This window comes from Xenorhabdus sp. PB61.4, from assembly GCF_963894935.1.
Classification (GTDB): domain Bacteria; phylum Pseudomonadota; class Gammaproteobacteria; order Enterobacterales; family Enterobacteriaceae; genus Xenorhabdus; species Xenorhabdus stockiae.
This window is the reverse complement of record NZ_CAWQJR010000188.1, coordinates 1-21,327: the sequence shown is the minus strand read 5'-3', so window position 1 is coordinate 21,327 and position 21,327 is coordinate 1. Positions and strand designations below refer to the sequence as shown.

The 21,327-nt window shown below is 46.0% G+C and carries 14 protein-coding genes and 5 pseudogenes; 6 read left to right on the top strand and 13 right to left on the bottom strand.

What is annotated here, in order from left to right:
* Nucleotides 1–30 precede the first annotated feature (30 nt).
* The 6 genes and pseudogenes from AACX68_RS15920 to AACX68_RS15895 all read right to left on the bottom strand — a co-directional run bounded on the left by AACX68_RS15920 (nt 31) and on the right by AACX68_RS15895 (nt 4,237).
* The gene (locus AACX68_RS15920; RefSeq protein WP_228859759.1) at nt 31–285 is read right to left on the bottom strand and encodes a ParE family toxin-like protein; all 255 of its coding nucleotides are present in this window, start codon (nt 283–285) and stop codon (nt 31–33) included.
* 35 nt (nt 286–320) lie between these two features.
* Nucleotides 321–896 carry a DUF2857 domain-containing protein gene (locus tag AACX68_RS15915; RefSeq protein WP_228859758.1) on the bottom strand — a complete coding sequence of 192 codons (576 nt, stop codon included), beginning with the start codon at nt 894–896 and terminating at the stop codon, nt 321–323.
* Nucleotides 897–972: 76 nt separating this feature from the next.
* A complete protein-coding gene (locus AACX68_RS15910; protein WP_228859757.1) occupies nt 973–2,532 on the bottom strand; it encodes a ParB family protein in 1,560 nt (519 codons plus the stop codon).
* A 3-nt stretch (nt 2,533–2,535) separates the two neighbouring features.
* Nucleotides 2,536–3,336 (bottom strand): annotated as a pseudogene (locus tag AACX68_RS15905) (DnaB-like helicase C-terminal domain-containing protein); the annotation flags it as partial.
* 133 nt (nt 3,337–3,469) lie between these two features.
* Nucleotides 3,470–3,742: a hypothetical protein gene (locus tag AACX68_RS15900; RefSeq protein WP_228859756.1), complete on the bottom strand. Its 273-nt coding sequence runs from the start codon at nt 3,740–3,742 to the stop codon at nt 3,470–3,472.
* A 24-nt stretch (nt 3,743–3,766) separates the two neighbouring features.
* The gene (locus tag AACX68_RS15895) at nt 3,767–4,237 is read right to left on the bottom strand and encodes a Tc toxin subunit A-related protein (RefSeq protein WP_228859755.1); all 471 of its coding nucleotides are present in this window, start codon (nt 4,235–4,237) and stop codon (nt 3,767–3,769) included.
* A gap of 56 nt (nt 4,238–4,293) precedes the next feature.
* On the opposite strand from AACX68_RS15895, the gene AACX68_RS15890 reads away from it, so the two are divergent.
* On the top strand, nt 4,294–4,614 hold the full coding sequence (locus AACX68_RS15890) for a hypothetical protein (protein WP_228859754.1): 321 nt from the start codon (nt 4,294–4,296) through the stop codon (nt 4,612–4,614).
* 98 nt (nt 4,615–4,712) lie between these two features.
* On the opposite strand, the gene AACX68_RS15885 is transcribed toward AACX68_RS15890, so the two are convergent.
* On the bottom strand, nt 4,713–11,705 hold the full coding sequence (locus tag AACX68_RS15885) for a TcdA/TcdB pore-forming domain-containing protein (RefSeq protein ID WP_228859753.1): 6,993 nt from the start codon (nt 11,703–11,705) through the stop codon (nt 4,713–4,715).
* 633 nt (nt 11,706–12,338) lie between these two features.
* Here AACX68_RS15885 and AACX68_RS15880 point away from each other — a divergent pair.
* Entirely contained in the window at nt 12,339–12,665 is a 327-nt protein-coding gene (locus AACX68_RS15880; RefSeq protein WP_445286295.1) for a transposase, read from the top strand.
* Nucleotides 12,666–12,668: 3 nt separating this feature from the next.
* On the opposite strand, the pseudogene AACX68_RS15875 reads toward AACX68_RS15880, so the two are convergent.
* Together AACX68_RS15875 and AACX68_RS15870 are read right to left on the bottom strand one after the other, a co-directional pair.
* Nucleotides 12,669–12,929: pseudogene (locus tag AACX68_RS15875) on the bottom strand (transposase); the annotation flags it as partial.
* A gap of 832 nt (nt 12,930–13,761) precedes the next feature.
* On the bottom strand, nt 13,762–14,166 hold the full coding sequence (locus tag AACX68_RS15870; protein WP_228859751.1) for a DUF2251 domain-containing protein: 405 nt from the start codon (nt 14,164–14,166) through the stop codon (nt 13,762–13,764).
* Nucleotides 14,167–14,370: 204 nt separating this feature from the next.
* Between AACX68_RS15870 and AACX68_RS15865 the strand changes: the two are divergent.
* The 4 genes and pseudogenes from AACX68_RS15865 to AACX68_RS15850 all read left to right on the top strand — a co-directional run.
* A pseudogene (locus AACX68_RS15865) lies at nt 14,371–14,489 on the top strand (IS5/IS1182 family transposase); the annotation flags it as partial.
* Between the two features lie 223 nt (nt 14,490–14,712).
* Nucleotides 14,713–14,949, top strand: a complete 237-nt coding sequence (locus AACX68_RS15860; RefSeq protein WP_228859750.1) for a hypothetical protein — start codon at nt 14,713–14,715, stop codon at nt 14,947–14,949.
* 55 nt (nt 14,950–15,004) lie between these two features.
* Nucleotides 15,005–17,545 carry an N-6 DNA methylase gene (locus AACX68_RS15855; protein ID WP_228859749.1) on the top strand — a complete coding sequence of 847 codons (2,541 nt, stop codon included), beginning with the start codon at nt 15,005–15,007 and terminating at the stop codon, nt 17,543–17,545.
* Nucleotides 17,529–18,317 carry a retron system putative HNH endonuclease gene (locus AACX68_RS15850; protein ID WP_228859748.1) on the top strand — a complete coding sequence of 263 codons (789 nt, stop codon included), beginning with the start codon at nt 17,529–17,531 and terminating at the stop codon, nt 18,315–18,317. The genes AACX68_RS15855 and AACX68_RS15850 overlap by 17 nt, the downstream gene beginning before the upstream one ends.
* 91 nt (nt 18,318–18,408) lie before the next feature.
* Here the strand turns inward: AACX68_RS15850 and AACX68_RS15845 are convergent, their stop codons facing one another.
* The 4 genes and pseudogenes from AACX68_RS15845 to AACX68_RS15830 form a co-directional block, all read right to left on the bottom strand.
* Entirely contained in the window at nt 18,409–18,930 is a 522-nt protein-coding gene (locus AACX68_RS15845) for a hypothetical protein (protein ID WP_228859747.1), read from the bottom strand.
* 127 nt (nt 18,931–19,057) lie between these two features.
* Nucleotides 19,058–19,600: pseudogene (locus tag AACX68_RS15840) on the bottom strand (phage integrase N-terminal domain-containing protein); the annotation flags it as partial.
* Between the two features lie 362 nt (nt 19,601–19,962).
* Nucleotides 19,963–20,058: pseudogene (locus AACX68_RS15835) on the bottom strand (IS1 family transposase); the annotation flags it as partial.
* Between the two features lie 142 nt (nt 20,059–20,200).
* Nucleotides 20,201–20,890: a hypothetical protein gene (locus AACX68_RS15830; protein WP_228859745.1), complete on the bottom strand. Its 690-nt coding sequence runs from the start codon at nt 20,888–20,890 to the stop codon at nt 20,201–20,203.
* Nucleotides 20,891–21,327 lie beyond the last annotated feature (437 nt).

Below are 21,327 nucleotides of genomic sequence, written 5' to 3'. Positions count from 1 at the left end.
GGATGCAGCATGACACGACTTCAATACGGACTATTTACGAATTTCATTGTTATAACGTTCATGGAGCATCAGCTCCCACGATTGCCCGTTATCACGGCTTAACAACCGCCAGAACAACCCCACATTGATTTTCAGATACCCGGTCCCTTTTTCTTTCAACCGGACGTAATTGCGCTCGCCCCGCTGGTAGCTGCTCACCTGATATTGCGCCTTGCTACGCAGTGACAAGGGCGTCGTCAGTGGCACATTCAGGCCGGGCATGATTTCGGTTAATTTTGCTGACATCGTTTCCTGTTCTGTTGAGGGTTAACGGAGGGCTTTCAGGCCTGTTTTTTGACCGGTTCCGATGCATCGCCCTGCTGCCACTCCTTCACCGCGTGCCAGACGGCCGTCAGCGAAATCTGGTGATCCGCGGCCATCTCCAGCATCATATCCAGCCCTTCGGCGCTGTCCGCATCAGCAATCTTTGCCGATTGCCAGCGCTGCCACAGGTCACGGTTTTCGTCTTCCGTCAGGGGCGAGCCCCGCCCCGGCCGCACGGTCATGCCGGCAATACGACGTCGGGCTGCAATTTCCAGACTCGACAGACCGAAAAAATAGTGCATCAGTTCAATCGAGCCGCCTAATTCCAGTGCCCGGTCAATACGTTGCATCCGCTGCTGTTCAATCCGCGCCTGATGTAAGATGCGGGCCAGATTGGCGTGATGAATATGAACGCTCAGCACCGATACCGGGCTGTTGCCCAGATAATGCAAATCCTCAATCGTCAGGTGCTGCAACATCAGCATTTCAGCGGGTGCCAGCCCCAGTGCCTCACAACGGCGGATATAGCCGTTCTTCAAATCCATCACCAACTGCATCAGCAGGCTGTTGGTTGCTTGCGATAAATGATTCATCTACTTCCTCCACTATCAGGCCAGTCAAAACACAATGAATGAACAACACACGGAAAGCAGGCATCTTGTACGGGTATCACGACATCGTTATATTCTCCCGCGTTATCTGGCGTTGAAGTTCACGCAAACGCCGGAGTACCCGGATAAGACGCAGGAATTTCACCGTCTGGACATCATCCAATAACGGCACGTCCCCCCGTCCCGCAGTGCCGAGCAGAACGGCTGTCAGCGTCAATTCCGTGGGCGCAGCCACCTCTTCGCCGATCAGCGACAGTAATAAACGTGAAAAAGCCCGTGCTTCCTGCGCATTCACCAGACAAAAGCCTGCCGACCCTTCATCCGACACGGGCAGCAGGTCGCTGTCACAGCCCATCACTTCCGCCAGTTCAAAGGCCAGCCGGAATGCCATGCTTTGCAGATGCTCGATATCATCCTGCATCGGGGAAATGTCCCAGACAGAACTGACCGGCTCCAGACCTGTCTGGGCAAAAGACAGACATTCAACCTCAGGCGCTGGCAGGGTAGGTTCAGATGGGTTCTCCTCACTCTCCGACTGATAAGGCGGGAGCACCGGGTTATTTTTTCGGGGAGAGGGGGCCGGGGCGTGTGTTGTCTCAGTGTCAGGTTGAGCAATTATTCGCGGGTTCGATCCCGGATTTTGCACCCGAATCCGGCTGACATTATCCGGCTCAGTGGCTTCCGGCACCGACACGACGTCAGATGCAGTGGCCTGTCCGCCAAAGAGCTGCCGGCGGTTGCTTTCTTTCGGATCCAGCTCCAGTATCCAGCGGTCATAATTGAGTTGCGGATGTGGCAGGGCCTGCAATAAATCGCCAATCAGTTCATCGCGGAACATCGCCGGCGACCAGATCTCCGGGGCATCAAACTTACGGCAACAGGTTCCAAAGATTTCACCGAAGGTCGAAACCGGTTCCGGGTTTATCGTGGTGGCATACTGTTGCCAGACGGCATCGGCATCCTGCCGTAAGGCCAGCAAGACCCGGACTTGCCCGATGCTCAGTCCCGCATTCAGCAGGTTCGGCATCCACGGGTACAGGTACTGCACCGTATCTTCCATCCGGCTGATATAACTGCGACTGACAGGAAAACCTGCTTCACCCAGCAGCACAGACAACTCATTTTGGGTGATTTTCTGCTGTTTCTGCGCCTCATACAGGGTCCGGGCCTTGCAGACACCTAACGCTTTTTCAATAAAACTGAGATCGCCCCGCAGTTCATTTTCCGCCAGATGCCCGATGACACACTGCAACCGTCCCGGCCACGGCTTAAACAAACAATGCACCCGATAGAAGCGCTCATCCCCGGTTTCCTGCCACAACTCGGACAGTATTTGATAGCGCGTATTCCCGCCATCACTGAAGATATAAACCTCATCGCCCTCCGGATCGCGGGTGACTTTCGGCACCGTATCCAGTCCACGGGCTTTGATCGAGGCTTTGATATCGTCATAGCGCGGGTTGCGGCTGGTCCGGGGGTTGTCCGGATTGGGGCGTAGCTGATCCAGTGTCAGGACCATCGGCATTTCCGCCATCGGCGGGCTGTCATTGAGTGTGGCGACGGCCTGCCGCCCCTGCTGCAACAAGGCATGACCTAAATTCAGTGTATTGCGTCCCATCGGTTACCTCCCGCTGCCAGCGAAATCCGAAAAACGGGTATATTGCGCCTCAAACCGCACACGTACCGTGCCTGTCGGTCCCTGTCGCTGCTTACCGATAATAATTTCGGCAATACCGATATCCGGCGTGTTCTCGTGATAAACCTCATCGCGGTAAAGGTGCAGGATCAAATCCGCATCCTGCTCCAGTGAACCGGAATCACGCAGGTCCCCATTGTTAGGGCGTTTATCGGAACGGTTTTCGACTTGTCGGTTAAGCTGGGACAGCGCCAGTACCGGGCAATCCAGTTCTTTGCCTAACGCTTTCAGGCTGCGGGAGATGTCGGCAATTTCCTGTGTGCGGTTTTCCTGTCCGGGTGCGCACATCAGCTGGAGGTAATCCACCATAATCAGGGCCGGTTGACCGTATTTGCGGGTATAACGGCGGGCACGGGCGCGTAATAAAGCGGGAGTCTGGAGGCTGCAATCATCAATAATCAGCCGCTGATCCCAGCGAGAAAACTGCTCCAGACTCTGGCTGATGCGCCCCCACTGTTCATCATCCAGCAGGCCACTGCGCAATGCTGTTAACGCCACGCCGCCTTCCATCGCCGACAGACGGAGCATCAGTTGAGCTGTCGGCATTTCCAGACTGAAAATCTGGACCACCGCATCATCCCGCTGCCGCAGGGCACCGAGGCAACAGGCCAGACCCAGTGCGGTTTTGCCCATTGAGGGGCGGGCAGCCAGCAGGATAAGGTCGCCCGGCTGTAAGCCACAGGTCATGTCATCCAGCACCTGAAATCCGGTCGGTGTTCCGGTAACCTCGAATGGAAGATAACGGGCATCATTGAAGTCCAGCACACATTGGTTGCTATCGTTCATGACATGGGAAATGGTACTGTAGCCCTTTGGCATCTGCAGGCTGCCATCATAGTTAAGGATAGCACGTACATCTTCATACGGCCCCACCCACCTGTGCGGACAGAGTTACGCTGATTTGTTTTATATACCAGTTCTTTCTGTTTGTCAGAACATCATTCGGATAATCATTTTTAATATTCAAGTCAGACAATTTGACCGAAGCCGTCAGAGCGGAGCCATTTCGTTTCACCTCATTACCTGTCGGGCCAAATGTCTTATTCCCGCTAGCCTGAACATTATTTTTCACTGCATCAGTGAAAGAGAAGTTATCCGCATTGAGTGCAGCATAAAACTGTGCCAATGACACCGTGCAGGTCATCTCCAGCGAGCGTTAATCACGCTCAGTCCAAGCTTTCTCCATTTCAGCCAGATTCAGCATCAGCATCTCTCCAGACATTAAACTGGAGGTATTGCTATTCCAGTCACTGCCGCGGATAAAGGTCAGCCCGCTATCACTCAGTTCGTGACGCAAGGATTCCTGAGCCATCAGACAGAATGATTGGGTAATATAGAAGAACTGATAGTAGATAGCGTTCAGCTTACCACGCATCCAGTTATACAATTCCCGATTGGTGAATTTACGCTGTAACAATTCCAGCTGTTCGCAGGTATGCTGGTGCTGAGTTTGCAACGAGTTGACCTGCATCACGGCCGCCTGCCGACGGATGCTCATGCCCGCAAGCCGTGCAGCAATCTGGTTGATTTCTCTCTGTGCACTGTCACGTTGGATTTCCCATTCCTGACGACGGCGGTACATCTCCGACCGGATGACTTTGTCACCCGCCAGATTTATGGCTGACAAATTCAGTGATATCTTGGCGGCGGAGTCATGGCTCTCTCCCCCCAACGACTAACCAAATGCGTTCTAAAATCGAAGCAAACGACTACAAAAATTATATCTTAGGCTTCATTTTTCATAACTTTTTTTCTGATAAGCAAATTCAGTTCTTAATCCAAAACGAATTTGATGAGCAATCGCTCAAAGATTTGAATGAGGGCGATAGCGACACCCTCAAATACATTCAAAACGAATTAGGTCACTTCATCGATTATGACAATCTGTTCTTAACTTGGATCAGTAATGGTAAAGATTTCGACATTGCTTATGTACGTGATGCGTTACCTGCCTTTACACTCCACCAGCAATGTATGAATTTGCTGGTGGAGATGCAATATTAGCGACGGCATTGGGCAGATACAGATTTGCCCAGTTGCTAAACACTGCGCTCTGGAGACTTTTTCACCAACTCCAGTTCTATCATAACTACGGTAAGGCGTTACAATACTGAATTCGTCAGAATAGATGAAAACGACTCTAACGTCTCTGTACCCTCAGCTGGTTTTATCCTGAGTTCACCTTCCTCTGATACCAGCGCGAAACAGCTGACATCAGGGTTTAACTCCATCAATTTGGACATTCTTTTTAGTAAGTAAATTATCTTCATTCTCTTCAGCGTGATTTCAAACCTCATATCGCGCTGCGCTGCCTGTTCAATATTGACAATACATATACTGGTGTCTTCTGCTGCCTGATGAAGCAGCACGAGATCTTGGTCACTGCGCTGTCGTGACAGGTTGGCTATGCCGGTATCAGAAAACCGGATGATTGAATCCTGACCCCGATCATCTATCGTAATATGTTGGTAATGAGCCAACACTTCGGGGTTAGAAAACCAGTAATACGATTTTTCTGAACGTCCGGTAATAGCCAGCCTATCGATGTCCGCTAGCTGCGGCAGGTGGATTTTTGTTCCCGGAGGAACTTGCCCTACCTGCAATACCAGCCTCTCCGGTGTTCGGTTAACAAAACGGTAATTCCCCACTACTCGGGAGGAGCCGGATTCTCCTTCACTGATTTGCCACAAATCTCCGGTAGTCTGGTCATGGACATAACTGGCCTCCTGCCCGGCGACCTGCCCCAGATAATGCAGAACATGATCCGAGTTAAGTATACCGGCGGAACGAAGCGTTTTCTTTTCTTTCGGCAGATACCACGCAGGATAACCATGCTCAGAAAACAGTCTAACGGCTTGCGATAATTCAGCCTCATTGCTGAGTGCCTCAATGGCAGAGGCAATTTGACTGTCCGAGCGATCCTGCACATGCCAGGCAATCAGCACCGGACGGTCTGTCATCTTGGCATCAGCTGACAGCAGTAAGACCGCTCCATCCGGGGTTTCCAACCGGAGTGTATTGCCCTGACGAACCACACTAGAGTATTGATGGCTGGCCCGGAGCCAGGGTTTCGCCGCGGCAGGTTCCCCAGAAAGCACCCGCTTTTCACTCAATTTAAGGTCAGTCTCCGTCGACAGAGGCTGGCGATATAACTGATGGTTGTCAGTGTCAAAAATCCATGCCTGCCTGCCATCTTCCGCTTCCGCTAAACCAAGATAGACCAGAGTGTGTTCTGTATTGAGCCCAACTCTGCCCTGCACCACCAAATCTGCCTTACTGTCATACCAGGCACTGACGGGTTTTCCGTCTCTGTCCTGCAACCCCAGTAGCAGCAGGGTACTGAACTTATCTGGAGTATCCCGTGCCAGCTGTCTCAGTGCGGCCATCAGACCCTGCTGGTGAGGTTGCAGCAGCCAGTCTACCGTCACCCCGATCAGACGGATACTGCCCTGATCGTCTGCCAGCCACAACTTCCCACTGCTGGAGAGTGCAACCAACTGCTTGTTCACGATGGATACGGATCTGATATCATCAACTGACACTTTGCTGGCCGGGGTGTTGGATAGGCCATTATCCTGCTGAAAATAAAGACTATGTCTCTGATGGCTGTAAAAATAATAACCCGGTTTATCACCGGCCGTGGTGAAAACGCGGGTGAAATCCTCCGTTAGGGTCAGCAAGTCCGGATTTTTCTTTTTCAGCTCAGCCAAGATGTCGGCATCCTCCTGATCCGGATTTATCCGATTCATTCTGACCACATTTTGCAGCTGTTTTCCATCAGTCTGTAACCAGTAATGTCTGTCCACACCCGCGACTTTCCCAGAAAGGCTGATCATCTCCGCCGGGCTGCTTTTTACCTGACGCTCCGGCGCGCAGAGCTTGACGGTTAACCTCTGCGTCGCTGCCTGTGGTGCCAGCAGACCATTAAACTCACCGTCATTGGAACCGAGAAGAACAGGCAACGAGATTTTTTTACTGACTTCATCCAGAGTCGCCAGCATGGTCGTATTCCCGTCAACTGCCACTAGTTTCAGTGCTTCCTCTTCCACCTGATAAGTATACGAGATAAGGTTTTCATCCAGCTGCTGTTCCACTACAAACCAAAGCTGGTCATTGCCTTGCATCACGTGACTGCTGATTTTCCCCTGATCACTTTCCGGAAACATTATAGGCAGATACTGCCGCAGAACTTCGCCACTAACAATATCCACTTGCCAGAGCGTGGTATCCCGGTAAAACCACGCCTTATCATCCTTAACGCTCGCCAGCTCTACATTGTTGAGAAAATCTGCTGCGTCAGGGACGTTAGTGTAAATCATACGATCACGACCGGTTTCATAGAATGCACGGCCGACAGGACGGCTTTCCTGTGGTGAGTGTCGGTAGTTTTCCACCACTACATATGGCCTGTTGTGATGATCAGAATTGCTTAACTGCCTGAGATGATCATGCAAAGCCTGAAGGCTGTTAAATCGCTCAGCATTCGTTTCAATCTCTTTTATCTGCCACTGCTGATTCTTTTCGTCCTGCTTGACAGAAAATACCCCTGCATTATTTATCAGGGAAATATTAACCGACGTTTCAGGCAGGGTTATCTTTATATTACCAATATGCAGTTGTCTGTTATCTTCTTTGTTGAAACTGGGGTTATCATCAGAATGGATATGACGGGCATCCAGTACCCAATGGGTAGCGGTGTCATTCCCCTGTAAGGACAGAGAGACACCCTCCTGCAAGCTGATACGGTATTTGCCCTTTCCGCCAGTCAACCAGTAGGACAAGATCCCGTGAATATCTTTCGGTAACTGCTGGATGACAATATCCCGGTCTTCATCGTCCAGAATAATGTCAACCGGTGTTTCAACAAATTCTGGCTTTATACGGCGTACCACGCGTTCTGAGGGAAAAGCATAAAAATCAAAGTCGAATCGTCCGTCTTTTTCCAGTCGTCGCAGAACGTCAAATCCCCGGTCGTTGCGAGCAGTGACGAAGGGCAGGGTCATATATTCGTAATTAATGTAGGACTTCATGGTAACGGGCAAGATCAATATGTCTCGGCTTCTGGGAGAGAAATGGAAGTCGATCTGCGCCTGTTTGTAGCCGATGCCTTCACGGATATTAATTGCCTGTTTTTTATCAGTATTAGCTGGCCTGCCGGGCCACCAGCCAAAGTAATTACTCCGGCCTGAACCCCATGAATAAGTTGGGTCGTTGCGATAGAGATACTGGCTGTCAAAAGTCAGATTACCATGGCGCAAATCGAGCTGACGGATTACTGCGCCGGGGATTGGTTCCATCACCGTATAACGACTGCCATCTTGTGCCACTTTTTCCGCCTGCCGGTATCCACCCTGCTGATAAGCTGCTTCCAGATCGGCAAAATAATTGCCTACCGCCCGTGCATCAGTGGCTACCCTGCCGAACGCTTCGGCCAGAGCCGTAAAACCAATACCCAAACCAGCCAGTGGCACTGCCAACGAAGAGGCAAAACCAGCAACAATCGGGGCACCTAAGATCCCAGCGCCAATACCCACACCAGTTGTCACCAGGCCAGCACTGTCAAACGCCAGCTGAGTACCATAAACAGCCTTATGGGATTCATTCTGTGCATGCGCCAGTTCTAGGCTGTCCAGTATCACACTGGCGATATTTAACCCCACTCCGACACCCGTGCTGACATGGGACAGCGATGAAAACAGGCTGCTGGTCACTCCCCGGCCTTCACTGGCCACCGCTCTGTACAAACTGGCGAGTTTAGCGCCGTCCTCCAGCGCACCATGAGCCATCTGCGCCAAGTTAACATAAGTGTGCACCTGTAGTGCGGTCTCTAACGTATTAGGCACCTTATCACTGGACACGGTGGTGCGATTTCTATCGGCAAACCATGGGATCAGAGTCTTAACCATAAAGGCGGTATTCAGTCCATGAACAGCATCTGCTTCGAGGATACCTGTGCGCTGGGTTAGTTTCCCTTTGGTATACTCGTGCGTTTTTCTGACAGTCTCGAGCTCTTTATCATAAGAATGAATAAAATCCATAATACGTTGGTCATCCGTCGCGAATATCCGGGGAGGAAGCTCAGACCGTACCCTATTAGTAAACCATAAAGAATAACTTCCGGGCCGGGACTCATCCTCCCTGAGGCTGCCCAGTACTGGCAGCCATTCTTCTGCGGACAGTGCATTTTTGCTGTACAACTGCTCCATGGCCTGCTGAAAATCTTCTGCACGATTAAGCATCGCCAGCAGCCTGATATCAATCTGCTCATTGTCTGGATTATTTTCCAGTGGTGGATTAACCATATCCCTTATAGGAACTGATTTACCTGGTGTTACTGTTCTTACCTTCTCCGATATACTATTCTCCGGATCAAAATAGCGGACAAAATGTGGTAAATGGAACTTCTCAGACTCTGGTAAGCCCTTATTGATGAGATCTATCACTCCGACATACAGTTCATCCTGTAACGTTTTTTCTTTGCCTATATCGCGGTACTTGTCGAACATCTGTAACATGTCCTTGCCGATACTGCCCTTCCCTTCCGGTTCGTAACGTGCAGCGACGTAGAAGGTTTCAAAGAACGAGTGATAGCCGTTATGGATCATGAAGGCGGCATTGGCCATCTGGAAGTTCCAGTATTCCTTTACACTCAACGCACCATCAAACAATTCCGGTAAGACATTGCTGACAGTCTGGGTAGTTCCTGAAATTCCGCCTATAAACGGGGTGTCCAGGTCATTCATGTAGCGCGTGGCTTTATTTTCAGGGTCAGGTCGGAATTGGTTGTAGCTACGGTACTTATCGTCCTTGATTAGGTACGAACCATCATGATATACCCGCTCTTCAGGGCGAGTATTGAGGAGCAGATACGGGTCTGGCTGATTCAGCCGATTATTGATTATGACCTTGTTTTCACCGTTTTCCGGCATCAGCTCAGCATGGGGATTTATCGGGACTGCACGCTTGGAATAGCTATCGGCTACCGGGCGTAAGACATGGAACAAGGCCTGTTTGCGCAGGCTTCTGCCCTTATTGCTTAACAGCGCCTCTCGCGACTTTTCAGCTGTCAGATCCTGTTGTACCTCGTTGCTCTCAAGGCTCTCGGGACCAGCCAACAACAAGGCGAGTAGCTTTTTGTTCACCGAACGCTCAACTTCGGTATGATTAAAATCCTGTTTTTTCGGGTTGTTTGGATGCTGTTGGTTGATCCGCTGGATTTCTTCTTCGATGGCCTGAATGCGCCATTGTTCGTACTGCTGTGCCAGTAACTCCTTAAATTGGGCGATGTCACTTTGCACATAGTTATTTTCTAGGATCTTGTCCACCATCTTGGAGGAGAACACGAGAGTATTCAATTTATTCGCCAATTTGAACAATAGTGGGTCATTTTCGATGTTTTCCCAGACCGAAGTGGCAAATTCCTTTTCCCACAACACCTTATTCAGGTTATTACCCTTGATATCGCGCGTTTTGGCATTGAAGTTCTTCGACTCCAACACCGCTGCGGGGGTGATGTGGTTGCGTTCGAGCAAACGCACCAGTTGCTGCTCGAACACGTTGCGTTCTCCGCTGTCTTCAAACAAATGGCTGGCTTCCACACCATTGTCTCGCAATAGATCCAGCTTCTCGAAAAATGCGGCGTTGTATTGATACAATTCGACGGTCTGCGTCTGAGTCAAGTGCTTACTGTCGATCTTGTCGCCTTCAACGCTTATCTTCAAAAAGGGCGTTGCGGACAGGTAGGTTTCTCCCTGTGGCATTTCTAGCAAGTACTGGCGATCGGCAAAACCAACCGAGCGTTCCAGCTCATGGATATTAGTGAAAAGCCCATCACGATCCGGGTCATAACTGTTATTGCGAAAATCCTCCAAGCTTGTAGTCCGGAAGCTGGTGATATCAGCATTCTGGTTGATTAAGTCACTCAAGGTGCTAGCCAATGGAAACTTATCGGATCTGCTGGACACCTTAATTCCTATTTGGTTCGGTACCTTGCGGTCAACGTTGCTCAATAATATTTTGCGATCGTTATCCAGAAAATGCTCCTTGAGGCCTTCGCGCTCGGAGTTTTCCGAAACCAGATAGTTAGCGAAAAACTTCTCGACGAATTTGATTTTGACCAGTACTGAGCGAATTGGTGCATAGGTCGGGGAGCGCAAGGATGGCTCATACTTGAGCCGGTATTGTTGTTGCCAAGCCAGGGAGCGGGCTGGAGTACCAAAGGAAAAGTTGAATACCCTGCCCTCCGGCACGACCAGCCTGCCATCCCTCATGAAGAAGTCCTTGAAGCGTCCATCGGGGCTGGTATCAACCAGAGCGACACTCATGCGGATGTATCCAGGACGTTCCTCCATCATTAACAGTGAAACATTTACCGGCAGATTATCGGAGGTCTGGGGTATTTTGGTCAGCTTGTTGAGGGCCTCAACTTCTTCCGTAGGGGTTGCCTTGAGAAAGTCGTTGTAGCGAGTTTTGACATACTTGTAGGCCTGCAGATTGGAAAAGTGCTTCACGTATTTTGAGCTTAACTTTTCTAAAATGCTCTTCACGTCTTTTGAGTTTAACTCGGGGTCAACCTTCTCCTGTATAGTGAGTTGCTGTTCCAGAAGCGGTTTCAGAAACTTTTCCTGAGACGTGATCTCGGTATCTAACTGAGCCTGCTTGTCTGCTGCGTTCTTCCTCAGAGTCTCCGCATCCAAGGGGAGATCATCACTGAGAATATTCAAGGCCTTTTTCCTAGCGTTGTCAAAGTGTGTTATGGCTGACTGCTGCGTTCTGTATATCCGGATATCGCGCTCCAGTTGCAGCTTGTAGGCCTCTCTCGCCGGCGTGTTAGGTCGTTTGTCCAGCTCCTGCCGGCTTCTCTCTAGTGTCTGCAAATGATCCTCGATAGAAACAGGATTTTCCTGCATCTGAAAATGCTGTGCGGCCAATACACTCAGGGTACTCTGCTGCATTTCTTGCAACCGTTCATTTACCTGCTTGATATAGTCGGCACGAGCGTCGGCATTCATGTCAAACCATTCAGTCTGACGACCCGCCGCCTTGATCTGTTGATCGATCAGAGTATTGAGCAATTCTTCGAAGTCTTTGGACATATAAATCATTCCAGTAATCCTTTGGCTGTTTTTGAGCAAAAATCAGTCATAATATCTAAAGATATCTACCTAAACAGAATTGATAATTATTATCATTATCAATAAGTAATTACAAGCATCAATTAATTTTTTATAAAATAATTATATGTATGAATCAGTTAGTTGACTTATAGCGATGATGTCTATTATCTTGTTGTTTTGGTTTGATTTATTGTCTGATTATGACGCTAAAGGCTTTATAACGACCTTAGCCGGTTCTGAAAAGTAGTGGGATAAATCCCCGCCATATGTCTGTCAGTTCACCAATAAACATCACGATATTAGCGATATCGGTTTTGGGCAGTTTTTTGAAGAAAGCATCATCAAGTTTTTCAACCCAGTCATAGAGTAGGCTCCAGTATTGTTGGCCTGCTTCAGTTTCCCGGAGACTAAAACCGGGGTTATTATCATTATCTATAGCAGAATCATATTAATGCTTGGGTGTCACGCAGTCTGCTATCCATTACGCCTTGATACGGCTGAAAATGACTGCCCAAAAAAACACTAAGGCCCCCCAACGCTGACGCTCAGGCTCGTCAGGCTTTTATCGAACGCATCGGCCACTATGAGTAAGCGAGGAAACCGGTTGTTTATCTGGATGAAAGCGGTTTTGCCCAGTCGATGCCCCGCACACACGGCTATTCGGCGAAAGGACTGCGCTGCTTCGGCACACACGATTGGCAGGCCAAAGGCCGTATTAATGTCATTGGCGCTATCCTCAAAAAGACCTTCGTGACCTTAAGCTTATTTTCTGGAGACATTAATGCGGATGTTTTTTATGCTTGGATGACACAAGATTTGCTGCCCAAACTCCCAAACGGCGCCATGATTGTCATGGATAATGCCCCCTTCCATAAACGGCATGACACGATAAAAGCGATAGCAGACCACGGTTGCCTGCTGGAATGGTTACCCCCTTAGAGGTTACTCAGTATGTTTTCTGCGCAAAAGTAAGACCAGAAACGCCAGATTGACGAACCGAAGGCTGGTATTCAAATTCCCCTCGCAGTTCTTCCACAGCCGTTGGCATTTTTCCAGCCAACCCAATGAACGCTCAACGACCCACCGCTTTGGGATCACCTTGAAAATATGAAGTTCACTGCGCTTGGCGATCTCAACGGACACACTCAGAATATGATGTACATCATCCGCGAAAGTTTTTCCCGTATAACCGCCATCGGTCACACCAGTGATCGTCACACAGCCCGGCAGCGGTTTTGATGAACGTGTGTTCCAGCAATATCAGCTCCAGTGAACCGGTATACAGAAAAATTTCAGTAAAAGAAGATAATTCAACTGGGGACACAGTGTGAACCGTGGCCGGTTGGCAATTATGGATGAGATTAATAGATCTTCATCGTCATCAAACTGACGATATCTGCTTCCAAAGGGACACAGATGTATCACTCCGTAGTGTACTCCCTTTCAGGCTACAGGAGTGTTACTGTCGCTGCCCGAAGGTGATCCTCACAAGCGACCGGATCATGGATAAGTCTGACTACGCTAATAAACAGAAATCATCAGGTCAATGGGTAATTCATCTCCCAGGACAAAAAATAATGTCAGAAGCACGACGAAATTTTTTGGAGTCAGGGAGAGGCTGTCAATACGCGGTGATCCGTTCAGGCCGTGTGGTCTAGCACGTTTATGTCCAATTACGGACAAGATTGATAGATTATAATGTGAACCTATCACTAAAACTCCCAGTCTGTGTGAATGTGAAGTTATTAAATTCGTAACACGTATCTGCCCCAAAATGTGTTACACACTACTCCTGTTAAAAAAGTTAAACTGGATAAGGTCACCTAGAAAATCTAATGGCTAATTAAAAGAGTTAATAAGAAAGACTCAACTAATTGGTTTTATGGTGCATAACCGAAACACAACGTAAATGTTCACTATAATAATGTGTTAAGGTTAAGTTGGCTATTCACTCATTATGGACATTGCCAGAAACGGATATTTAACACCACGGCGTGCTAGCCAATGGGAAGTTCAGCAATAACCTATTCATAAGTCATCTGAAAAAATTATCAACGGCATCATTCCACTCGTGTCCCGAAATAGACCACTCCTGATTAATTGGGGGTGGAAAGCTGCTCCGGCAGTATCCATTTTTTGTATCGAAGTTAAATACACCGTGTGGATAACCATTGATCAAAAGCACACATTTCCTGCTGTCTTCTGACCAGCCAATCTTTACGTCAGATGGAATTTGCCCGTCTGAAATTTCTTCTGCATTGTAAATATGCAGAGCATCCTGAATGGGATTGCCATCAACAGTTTCATCAAGAGCATAGAAATACCCAGTTTCTCCATCGTCTTCAAACACTGCAGCAAATGAACCTTCCGGAGAGAGACTTTCTATCACCTGCGCTTCACCAACAATGAGTTGAGCCTGAACCGTAACCAGTATTGTCATTTTGAATCTCCTTATAATTTATACCTGTGTACTCTCCAATATTGCAGGTTTCAGTGTAAATAACTAGGACTGTATTAGCCGCGACTTGATCTGACGTTATCCTACGGTAGGGCACGATTAAATTTGACGGTCGGCTATGAGCGAGGAGCGGACCTAACATTGTGTTGCGTCGAGCAATGAGAGCCAGTCACGGTGTGCGCCAGTACTCACAAGGTTATCTGAGCTGACTTATCCCTAAATAACGTGACAGATTTAGAGACCTTCATGGGACTTATCCATCAGCCCCATATAAAATCAGGCTCACGTCAGCCGACGGGGCTTATTGTGTGGCCTGATGATTCTGGACACTAACCAAGGGTGATAAACTTCACTAATACAAATGTGGTATTCAATGAAAAATAGACAAGATTTTCTCCTGAATTCAAATGCGAAACATCTGCCCTTGTAGTTGATCGTGGTTATTTTATTGCTCAGGCATGTGAGAATATGGGGTGGGTCAAACGGATATGCGGCGCTGGGTAAATCAGCTCATCAGTTTGGGGTGGCGTGGCACCTGTTGCCGGTACAGCTGTGATATCACAAAACCCGATCGTGGTTGAACAAGTGGAAAAGCATGAGAAGTCTATTGCTCTCAAAGGTGACTTGCTACAAGCTATGAAGCAAGCCATCGGGCAGGCAGTGCGAAAAGAAGGCGATATCGCCAGAACGTTACTGAAAAACCCGCAGGTGATGGCAAGTTATGCTGAGCTGATTTTTGATATGATGAATAAAAATAAAACATGAATGTATAAAGTATATGTTGGCTATAGACTTTTTACGCTTAAAAATGAGATAAAAAATGGCATATGATGATGAAGACCTAAAATTCGCTAAGGCTCAGGCAAAAGAAATATGGAAGATACTTGATTATGTTCGAGGGGCATCTCCTATATCTAACTATCGTTCATTAGCGTATTCAATCTTCTTCATACGCTATCTTCAATCCAATACAGGCCAGCATTTTGAGGCAGCAAGGTTCGATTCTTTTAATGTCATTGTCAGGTATTCTTACGAGCTGATAAATTACGCTGCTCAACTTGGAATAATTCATAATGAAGTATCTAGTTTCCTGTGTGATTACTTAGAAAACACACTACGTTCATTTGACAATATTGATGAATCTTTTGTTCGCCATGCAATAAAAGATGGGCTAATAAATAAGAACTCTTCCATAGCATCGCTTTCTCTGTCTGAACTAGATTTACTGTTTGCAGAGAATGAAGGTAAATCAGGTAGTGAATTTTATACTCCTAGAGACGTAAACCACTTGGTCACAGCAATTGGATTGAGTTATCAACCAAAGTCAATATGTGACCCGTTCGCAGGTGCTGGAAATACCGCATTTTCTTTTGCCAATATAGGTTCAGAAAGAGTTCGCATTGACACTCAAGAAATTAACAAAGATGCTTACTTTAAACTAATAATAAGCAGAATCATTAGGCATATAGAAGGTCGAGACTATTTTGGCGACTCTTTATCGCAACCAATCTATCAGAAAAATGAATACGATCTAATCGTTTCTTTTCCACCTTTTGGCATGAAAATTCCGAAAGCTACTCGGGATAATATCAACTATAAAGCGCGTAATGAGTGGCTAGATATAGCCGGAAATTTGCCAGAAAGTAGAAGTGACTGGTTTATAACTTTATCAATGCTGCCAGCCCTTTCTGAGGGAGGTAAGCTATTGGTCGGTATGTCCCTTGGGGCTTTAACAAGAACAGGCTCGGAGGCCAGGGTTCGCCAGTATTTAGTCTCTCGTGGGATTATCGAACAAGTAATTCTACTACCTAAAAATATCCATTACTCGACGTCTATCTCAACCGTGCTTCTTGTTCTCAATTCAGGATCAAGCAATATAAACAGCAGAAGAATTAAATTTGTCGATGCCTCGCTGTTTTATGAGCCTACTCGAGGTCGAAATGTTCTCACGCCAGACAATATCAATGAGATCGTGGAGGCTTGTCATAACGATGGCAGATTTAGTATTAGCTCACATCTTAGCCAGATTGCAGAGAGAGATTTTAATTTAGATCCTTCACTTTATGTACGTAAGGATCTAAAAATTAGTGAAATTACTGTGAAGAATTTCAGAGGTTACTCCGACTTTAAAGTTCCAATGCATCCCTGCTTGAATGTATTAGTTGGTGAGAATGGTGCAGGGAAAACCTCAATATTAGAAGCCATAGCATGTGGACTTGGTCCTTTTCTTACCGCTATGCCTGACGCAAAAGGAAAACTGATAAAAAAATCAGATATTCATATAAATTCAAAAGGAATAGCTAGCTATGCTCGTATATCTATTGAAACAACATCAAGTCTGAGTTGGGATCTCGTGGCAAAGGGGACTGATGTTTCCGAGCCTCCTAAAATCGGAACGACGGCACTCACTAGTTATGCTAGTCATCTTGTAGATAGTCAGTCTGAATTTCCACTGCTTGCTTATTACGGGACTAACCGCGCTCTTACTTCTACAAATTCTAAAGTCGCAATAAATCCATTCGAGAAAGAAATTCGTGGGGAAGGTTACGACTCTGCTCTGGATGCTAAGGTAAACTACGGCATCATAAAGAACTGGTTTTCAAAAATTGAAGTTGATGAGCTTCGAAAACGAGATGAGCTAAAAGACCACAAATTTATTCACCCAGCTAAGAGACTTGTTTCCGAGACTGTTTACCAAATCGTAGATCGAGCTACGAGCTTAGAGTTCGATAAAAATAGCAACGATGTTGTGGTGCATTGGAAAAATGAAAAGAATGAATCCGTAAAACTTACCTTGGAGCAATTGAGCGAAGGCTATAGAAATATGGTTGCTCTTACCATTGACTTAGTGAGACGCGCCTATTTGCTTAATCCTTCTAGTTCTAGCCCATTAGCAGTTAACGGAATAGTCTTAATTGATGAAATTGAGCTTCACTTGCACCCGAGATGGCAACAGAAGATTCTGAATGATCTTACTCACTTGTTTAAGAGAATTCAGTTTATTGTTACTACACATAGTCCTCAGGTCCTAACAACCGTAAAAGCCGATTCTATTCGCATTGTTTCTGCCGATGCTATCGAAGCAAAGTTATTAAAAGGGACTAGTACTTACGGCTCTGAAAGCTCAAGAATGTTGGAAGATGTTTTAGGTGGCAGCATTCGGCCTCAACACCTTGAAATTGTTAAGAAATTAAATCGCTATACGAAATTAGTAGAAGCCGACCAATGGGATACAGATGAGGCGTTAGAGCTCAAAAAAGTTTTATACCAATGGGGTGGGCAGACAGAAGCGGAGCTACAAAGACTAGAAACAGATATTCGTATTCGTGAGTTCGAGCGTGACAATGAAAACGATCAATAAAGGGGGAGAGCCCAATCGATTTGGTGCATTCAGAGCTGCGCACCCTGATGCTTTGTGGGAGAAAGGTAAATACTCAATTGGAGAAGCTTTCCGTTGTTGCAGTGCAAGATATCAGGAGACTCAGCAACAATTGCGAACAGAGCAAGGTAACTTATGTGCATATTGTGAACAGGATTTATTGTCTGGAACTAATGGGGCATTAGATGACTGTCGCATTGAGCATTTTCACCCAAAATCGAAACGAGAACCGGGAGAGCCTAATTGGGGGCTAGAGTGGAGCAATTTACTAGCAGTTTGCTGTGGCGGAAATCAAAGTAGAGTTGTTAATCCTGAAGAGAGATTTGATACTGAGCCAGAAAATTATTCTTGCGATGTACCGAAGGGTAACAAAATTTTGGATGAAATTATCTTAAATCCTCTACATTTGCCTAACTTCAATGTTTGGAAGTTTCGTCGTTCTACAGGAAAGATTTCTGTAAATGAGGACTTATGTTTATCACTAGGACTAGACGTCGAAATGGCACGCCAAACAATTGAGGAATTGAATTTAAATTCTCCGCGGCTAATGAGATTCCGAAAAACTGTTATCGATAACCTCAATAATCGAATTACAGAAAGTTTGAAACGTGGGCAAACAATAGAGCAAGCTATTAGCTCTATTGCCATATCATTATTCAGAAAAAATAGAGCAGGTGATTGGCCCTCTTTTTTTAGTGCTGCAAGGTTTTATCTAGGTCAGCAGGCTGAGCTTGTTTTAGCTCACCCAATTTAAATTACTTTTGTCCAAGGACATATCGGGCATGATCATTGCGGCATGTTTATGCCCCGAATTGTGTTACACGGGGTTTACCCCCCATTCTACTCTACTGCTTATCAAGCTTTTTGATGATATCTGAATCAAAATGCCTTAAGTTGACTTCAAGGTTTTTAATCGTAGACTGCAAATCACTATATTCTTCACTAGTGCCAATGATTACTTGCTTTCCTGACCTCTTTATATCTGCAACCTTCGTTATAAACTCTTTAAAGCTTTCGTTTTTAGCTTCTTGTTGTCTAGGCTCATCAAGAATCAACAAGCCCAAGTGGTTTGTGCTTTCCACGTTTGGTTTCTCGTCCAATGTTAACATGGAATATAAGTACGACCAGATAACGCGAATATTGTCACTAGCCGACGCTTCGGAGTTTATATCAATATCATTTAGAGTTGGCTTGTAACTTTGTTCTGAGACCCTGAAATCTTCCAACTCGTTACTGCTATATCCAAAGTCCTCTAAGTACTTAATAAAGCTTTCTCTTAGCGCTTTAAGCTTACGCCAGTCTTTTTGACTAAAACCAGTTCTTGGTAATGCTTGTAAAGCCGATTCAGCCAATTTCCAATCGTTCAAAGCACTTTGAAGTCTGCCTTTGATGTCAGATTCATCTCTTAAAGCTCTCTCAAGTAATTCGATCTCATTCTCAGTAATGAGCTCTTTCTTTATATCACTTCTTGACGGTGCTGACTTTTCATCAATAAGTATGCCCGTTTTCCAGTCCTTTCTTCCAGGTCGCTAACGATTTGTAGGCTTCCACCGCTTCTTTGGTACGCAGTCCCAGCACATACGCCAGTTGCATCACCGCCGCGACACGCCGGTCTTTTTGTTCCACCTGCTGAAAAATGTCCCAGAATGCAGCCGGTGCCAGCGCTATTTTCGTTCCCTTGCGGCTGGTATCCGCGATACCCAATGCCCGGTTACTCAGGCGGGTATTATTGGGATCAGCCAGCTTATGCTTTCCCGCCTGCGCTAAAATGGCTCGCAGCACCGACATTTCATTTTGCAGTGTCCGGTGACTGAGATTGTTGGCTTTGCGTTCAGCGATGTAGCGCTCAATATATTTCACCTTCAGGCTATCCACTTGGCGGAGTTTGATGCCATTGTCTTTCAGATAATCGAGGAACTGCCGGGCCATACGCTCACGATCCGCCACCGTAACAAAACTTCCGCCCGCCTGTCGGGCATGCGTGATCAAAACTTTTCTGAACAGCTCAACCTTTGAACGTGTCGATCCCTGCGCCATTCTCGCCTCTCCTGCTACTTTGCGTTTTTTTTATTCATTTTTAGTCGTTTTTAAAACAATTCCCTGCGTGTCGGTTCAGGTTCACCGTTCCGTGGTGCGTCAGACAATGTGTAGCAGGGCGGGATTGTGTTGAGTTATTGCAGGAGCTCGCGATGTGCTCAGCACAGCGATGACATGCTCCCCGCTCAGTGCCTGATCAGCTCAGGATGAACGCCTCATTATCTTGACGTGATTCATTCTCCTTAATCTTTACTGCATCAGCCTGCAATCAGGCAGTGGGTTGAAAATCCGATAGGACAATCGTTTAACAGGGTGGTTAATAGTCTGTTTTGCGTGGTTTCACTGAGTAATGCGACAGAACCACAACGATAACGTTGGTGCCCACCTTTGCCAATACCATGTTTTTTAATGCTCTTCGTCTGGTGACAAAATCGACATTTTACTTCTACTGTGGCCATGCATGTTATCTCGAAAAATAAGTATTATAGGTTAAGAACAACGCCTTGAATACATGACCGTAAATACGATTCGTTACAAATACTGGCTTAATTCTAAAATAATTAAGCCAGTTTCTTTCAATTATTATCAGGAATTTTTTCGTTAAATATACAATCCATTCTTAATACTCTCGGCAAGCATTCCGGGGTCTCCAATACCTCTGATATTCTTTATAAATGGAAGGTCTAGTTTATCTGCCAATTCATCAATATTGATACCATCTTCAATAGATTGCTCGAATGTCAATCTCGTTATCTGGTTCCATAAATTTCCTGCAAACCACGAGCAGTTTGTTATAGGAGTATATACCCCATTTTTCATATCTTCAGAGGTAAGTTGCATCAGTTTTGCCAACTGGTTACTTTCATCTATTAACTTAGGTATAATTTTCATTTCTATTAATTCAGGGTTTATCGCTTTGCTATCAACCTTTACACAACGCTGAAGATGGAATTTTCTCCCTGGAGAATCATTGGTATATTCTGAGTTTTTTACGAATCCATATCCTGCATGAAAAGCATATGATGTATTATCCCCTTCTTTTGCACTATTGAAGTAAATAACCCATGCATGACCAAAGCCACCTCCGCCAAAGTCACTTCCCAATACTTTAAATACTTCTTTAATTATTGTGTCTTTCTCACTCCAAGGATACTGTTGTACTATAGCCATAGCTTTTTCTATTATTGGCTTCATATTCGTACGATCAGCCGTTCGATTAGTCCGAATACATATTTGTGGGTAGCCGACACTTTCATCTCCAAATGGTTGATACTTGTCTGCCTTGATCATAATTACCTCCTTGAGATTGATATATGATGAAAAATAATTTAAATAAATAGCACGGTGTATTGTCCTCTAGATACTGAGTCTTCGTGTTATTAGAAGATTTCGTATTTTTGAATAGTGAACAACTCTTAAAAATTCGACTAAAAATAGACTATATTTTATTACGTTTTTTATTGAAGAATGTTCCATTCTTTTATTTACATTTAAAAATAGACATTACTCAATCGCAATACTTGTTCTGGTTGGTAATATTACTGACTTTATTTTTTATAATGAAATGACCACCACTGTATGACATATATTACAATTACCCCATAATGGATTAATAATGTTCAATCTGAACAATAACAAAAAAAATAATACCAAATGGTTATTATAATAATAAGAAACGTCAATCTTAAGAATTAAAACACCAAAAATCCTTGCGAAAAACATCATAA

Coding starts and splice junctions, on each gene's coding strand:
- AACX68_RS15885 (WP_228859753.1), bottom strand. CDS start 11,705: ATGTCCAAAGACTTCGAAGAATTGCTCAATACTCTGATCGATCAACAG.
- AACX68_RS15915 (WP_228859758.1), bottom strand. CDS start 896: ATGAATCATTTATCGCAAGCAACCAACAGCCTGCTGATGCAGTTGGTG.
- AACX68_RS15855 (WP_228859749.1), top strand. CDS start 15,005: ATGGCATATGATGATGAAGACCTAAAATTCGCTAAGGCTCAGGCAAAA.
- AACX68_RS15830 (WP_228859745.1), bottom strand. CDS start 20,890: ATGATCAAGGCAGACAAGTATCAACCATTTGGAGATGAAAGTGTCGGC.
- AACX68_RS15890 (WP_228859754.1), top strand. CDS start 4,294: ATGCGTTCTAAAATCGAAGCAAACGACTACAAAAATTATATCTTAGGC.
- AACX68_RS15920 (WP_228859759.1), bottom strand. CDS start 285: ATGTCAGCAAAATTAACCGAAATCATGCCCGGCCTGAATGTGCCACTG.
- AACX68_RS15850 (WP_228859748.1), top strand. CDS start 17,529: ATGAAAACGATCAATAAAGGGGGAGAGCCCAATCGATTTGGTGCATTC.
- AACX68_RS15870 (WP_228859751.1), bottom strand. CDS start 14,166: ATGACAATACTGGTTACGGTTCAGGCTCAACTCATTGTTGGTGAAGCG.
- AACX68_RS15910 (WP_228859757.1), bottom strand. CDS start 2,532: ATGGGACGCAATACACTGAATTTAGGTCATGCCTTGTTGCAGCAGGGG.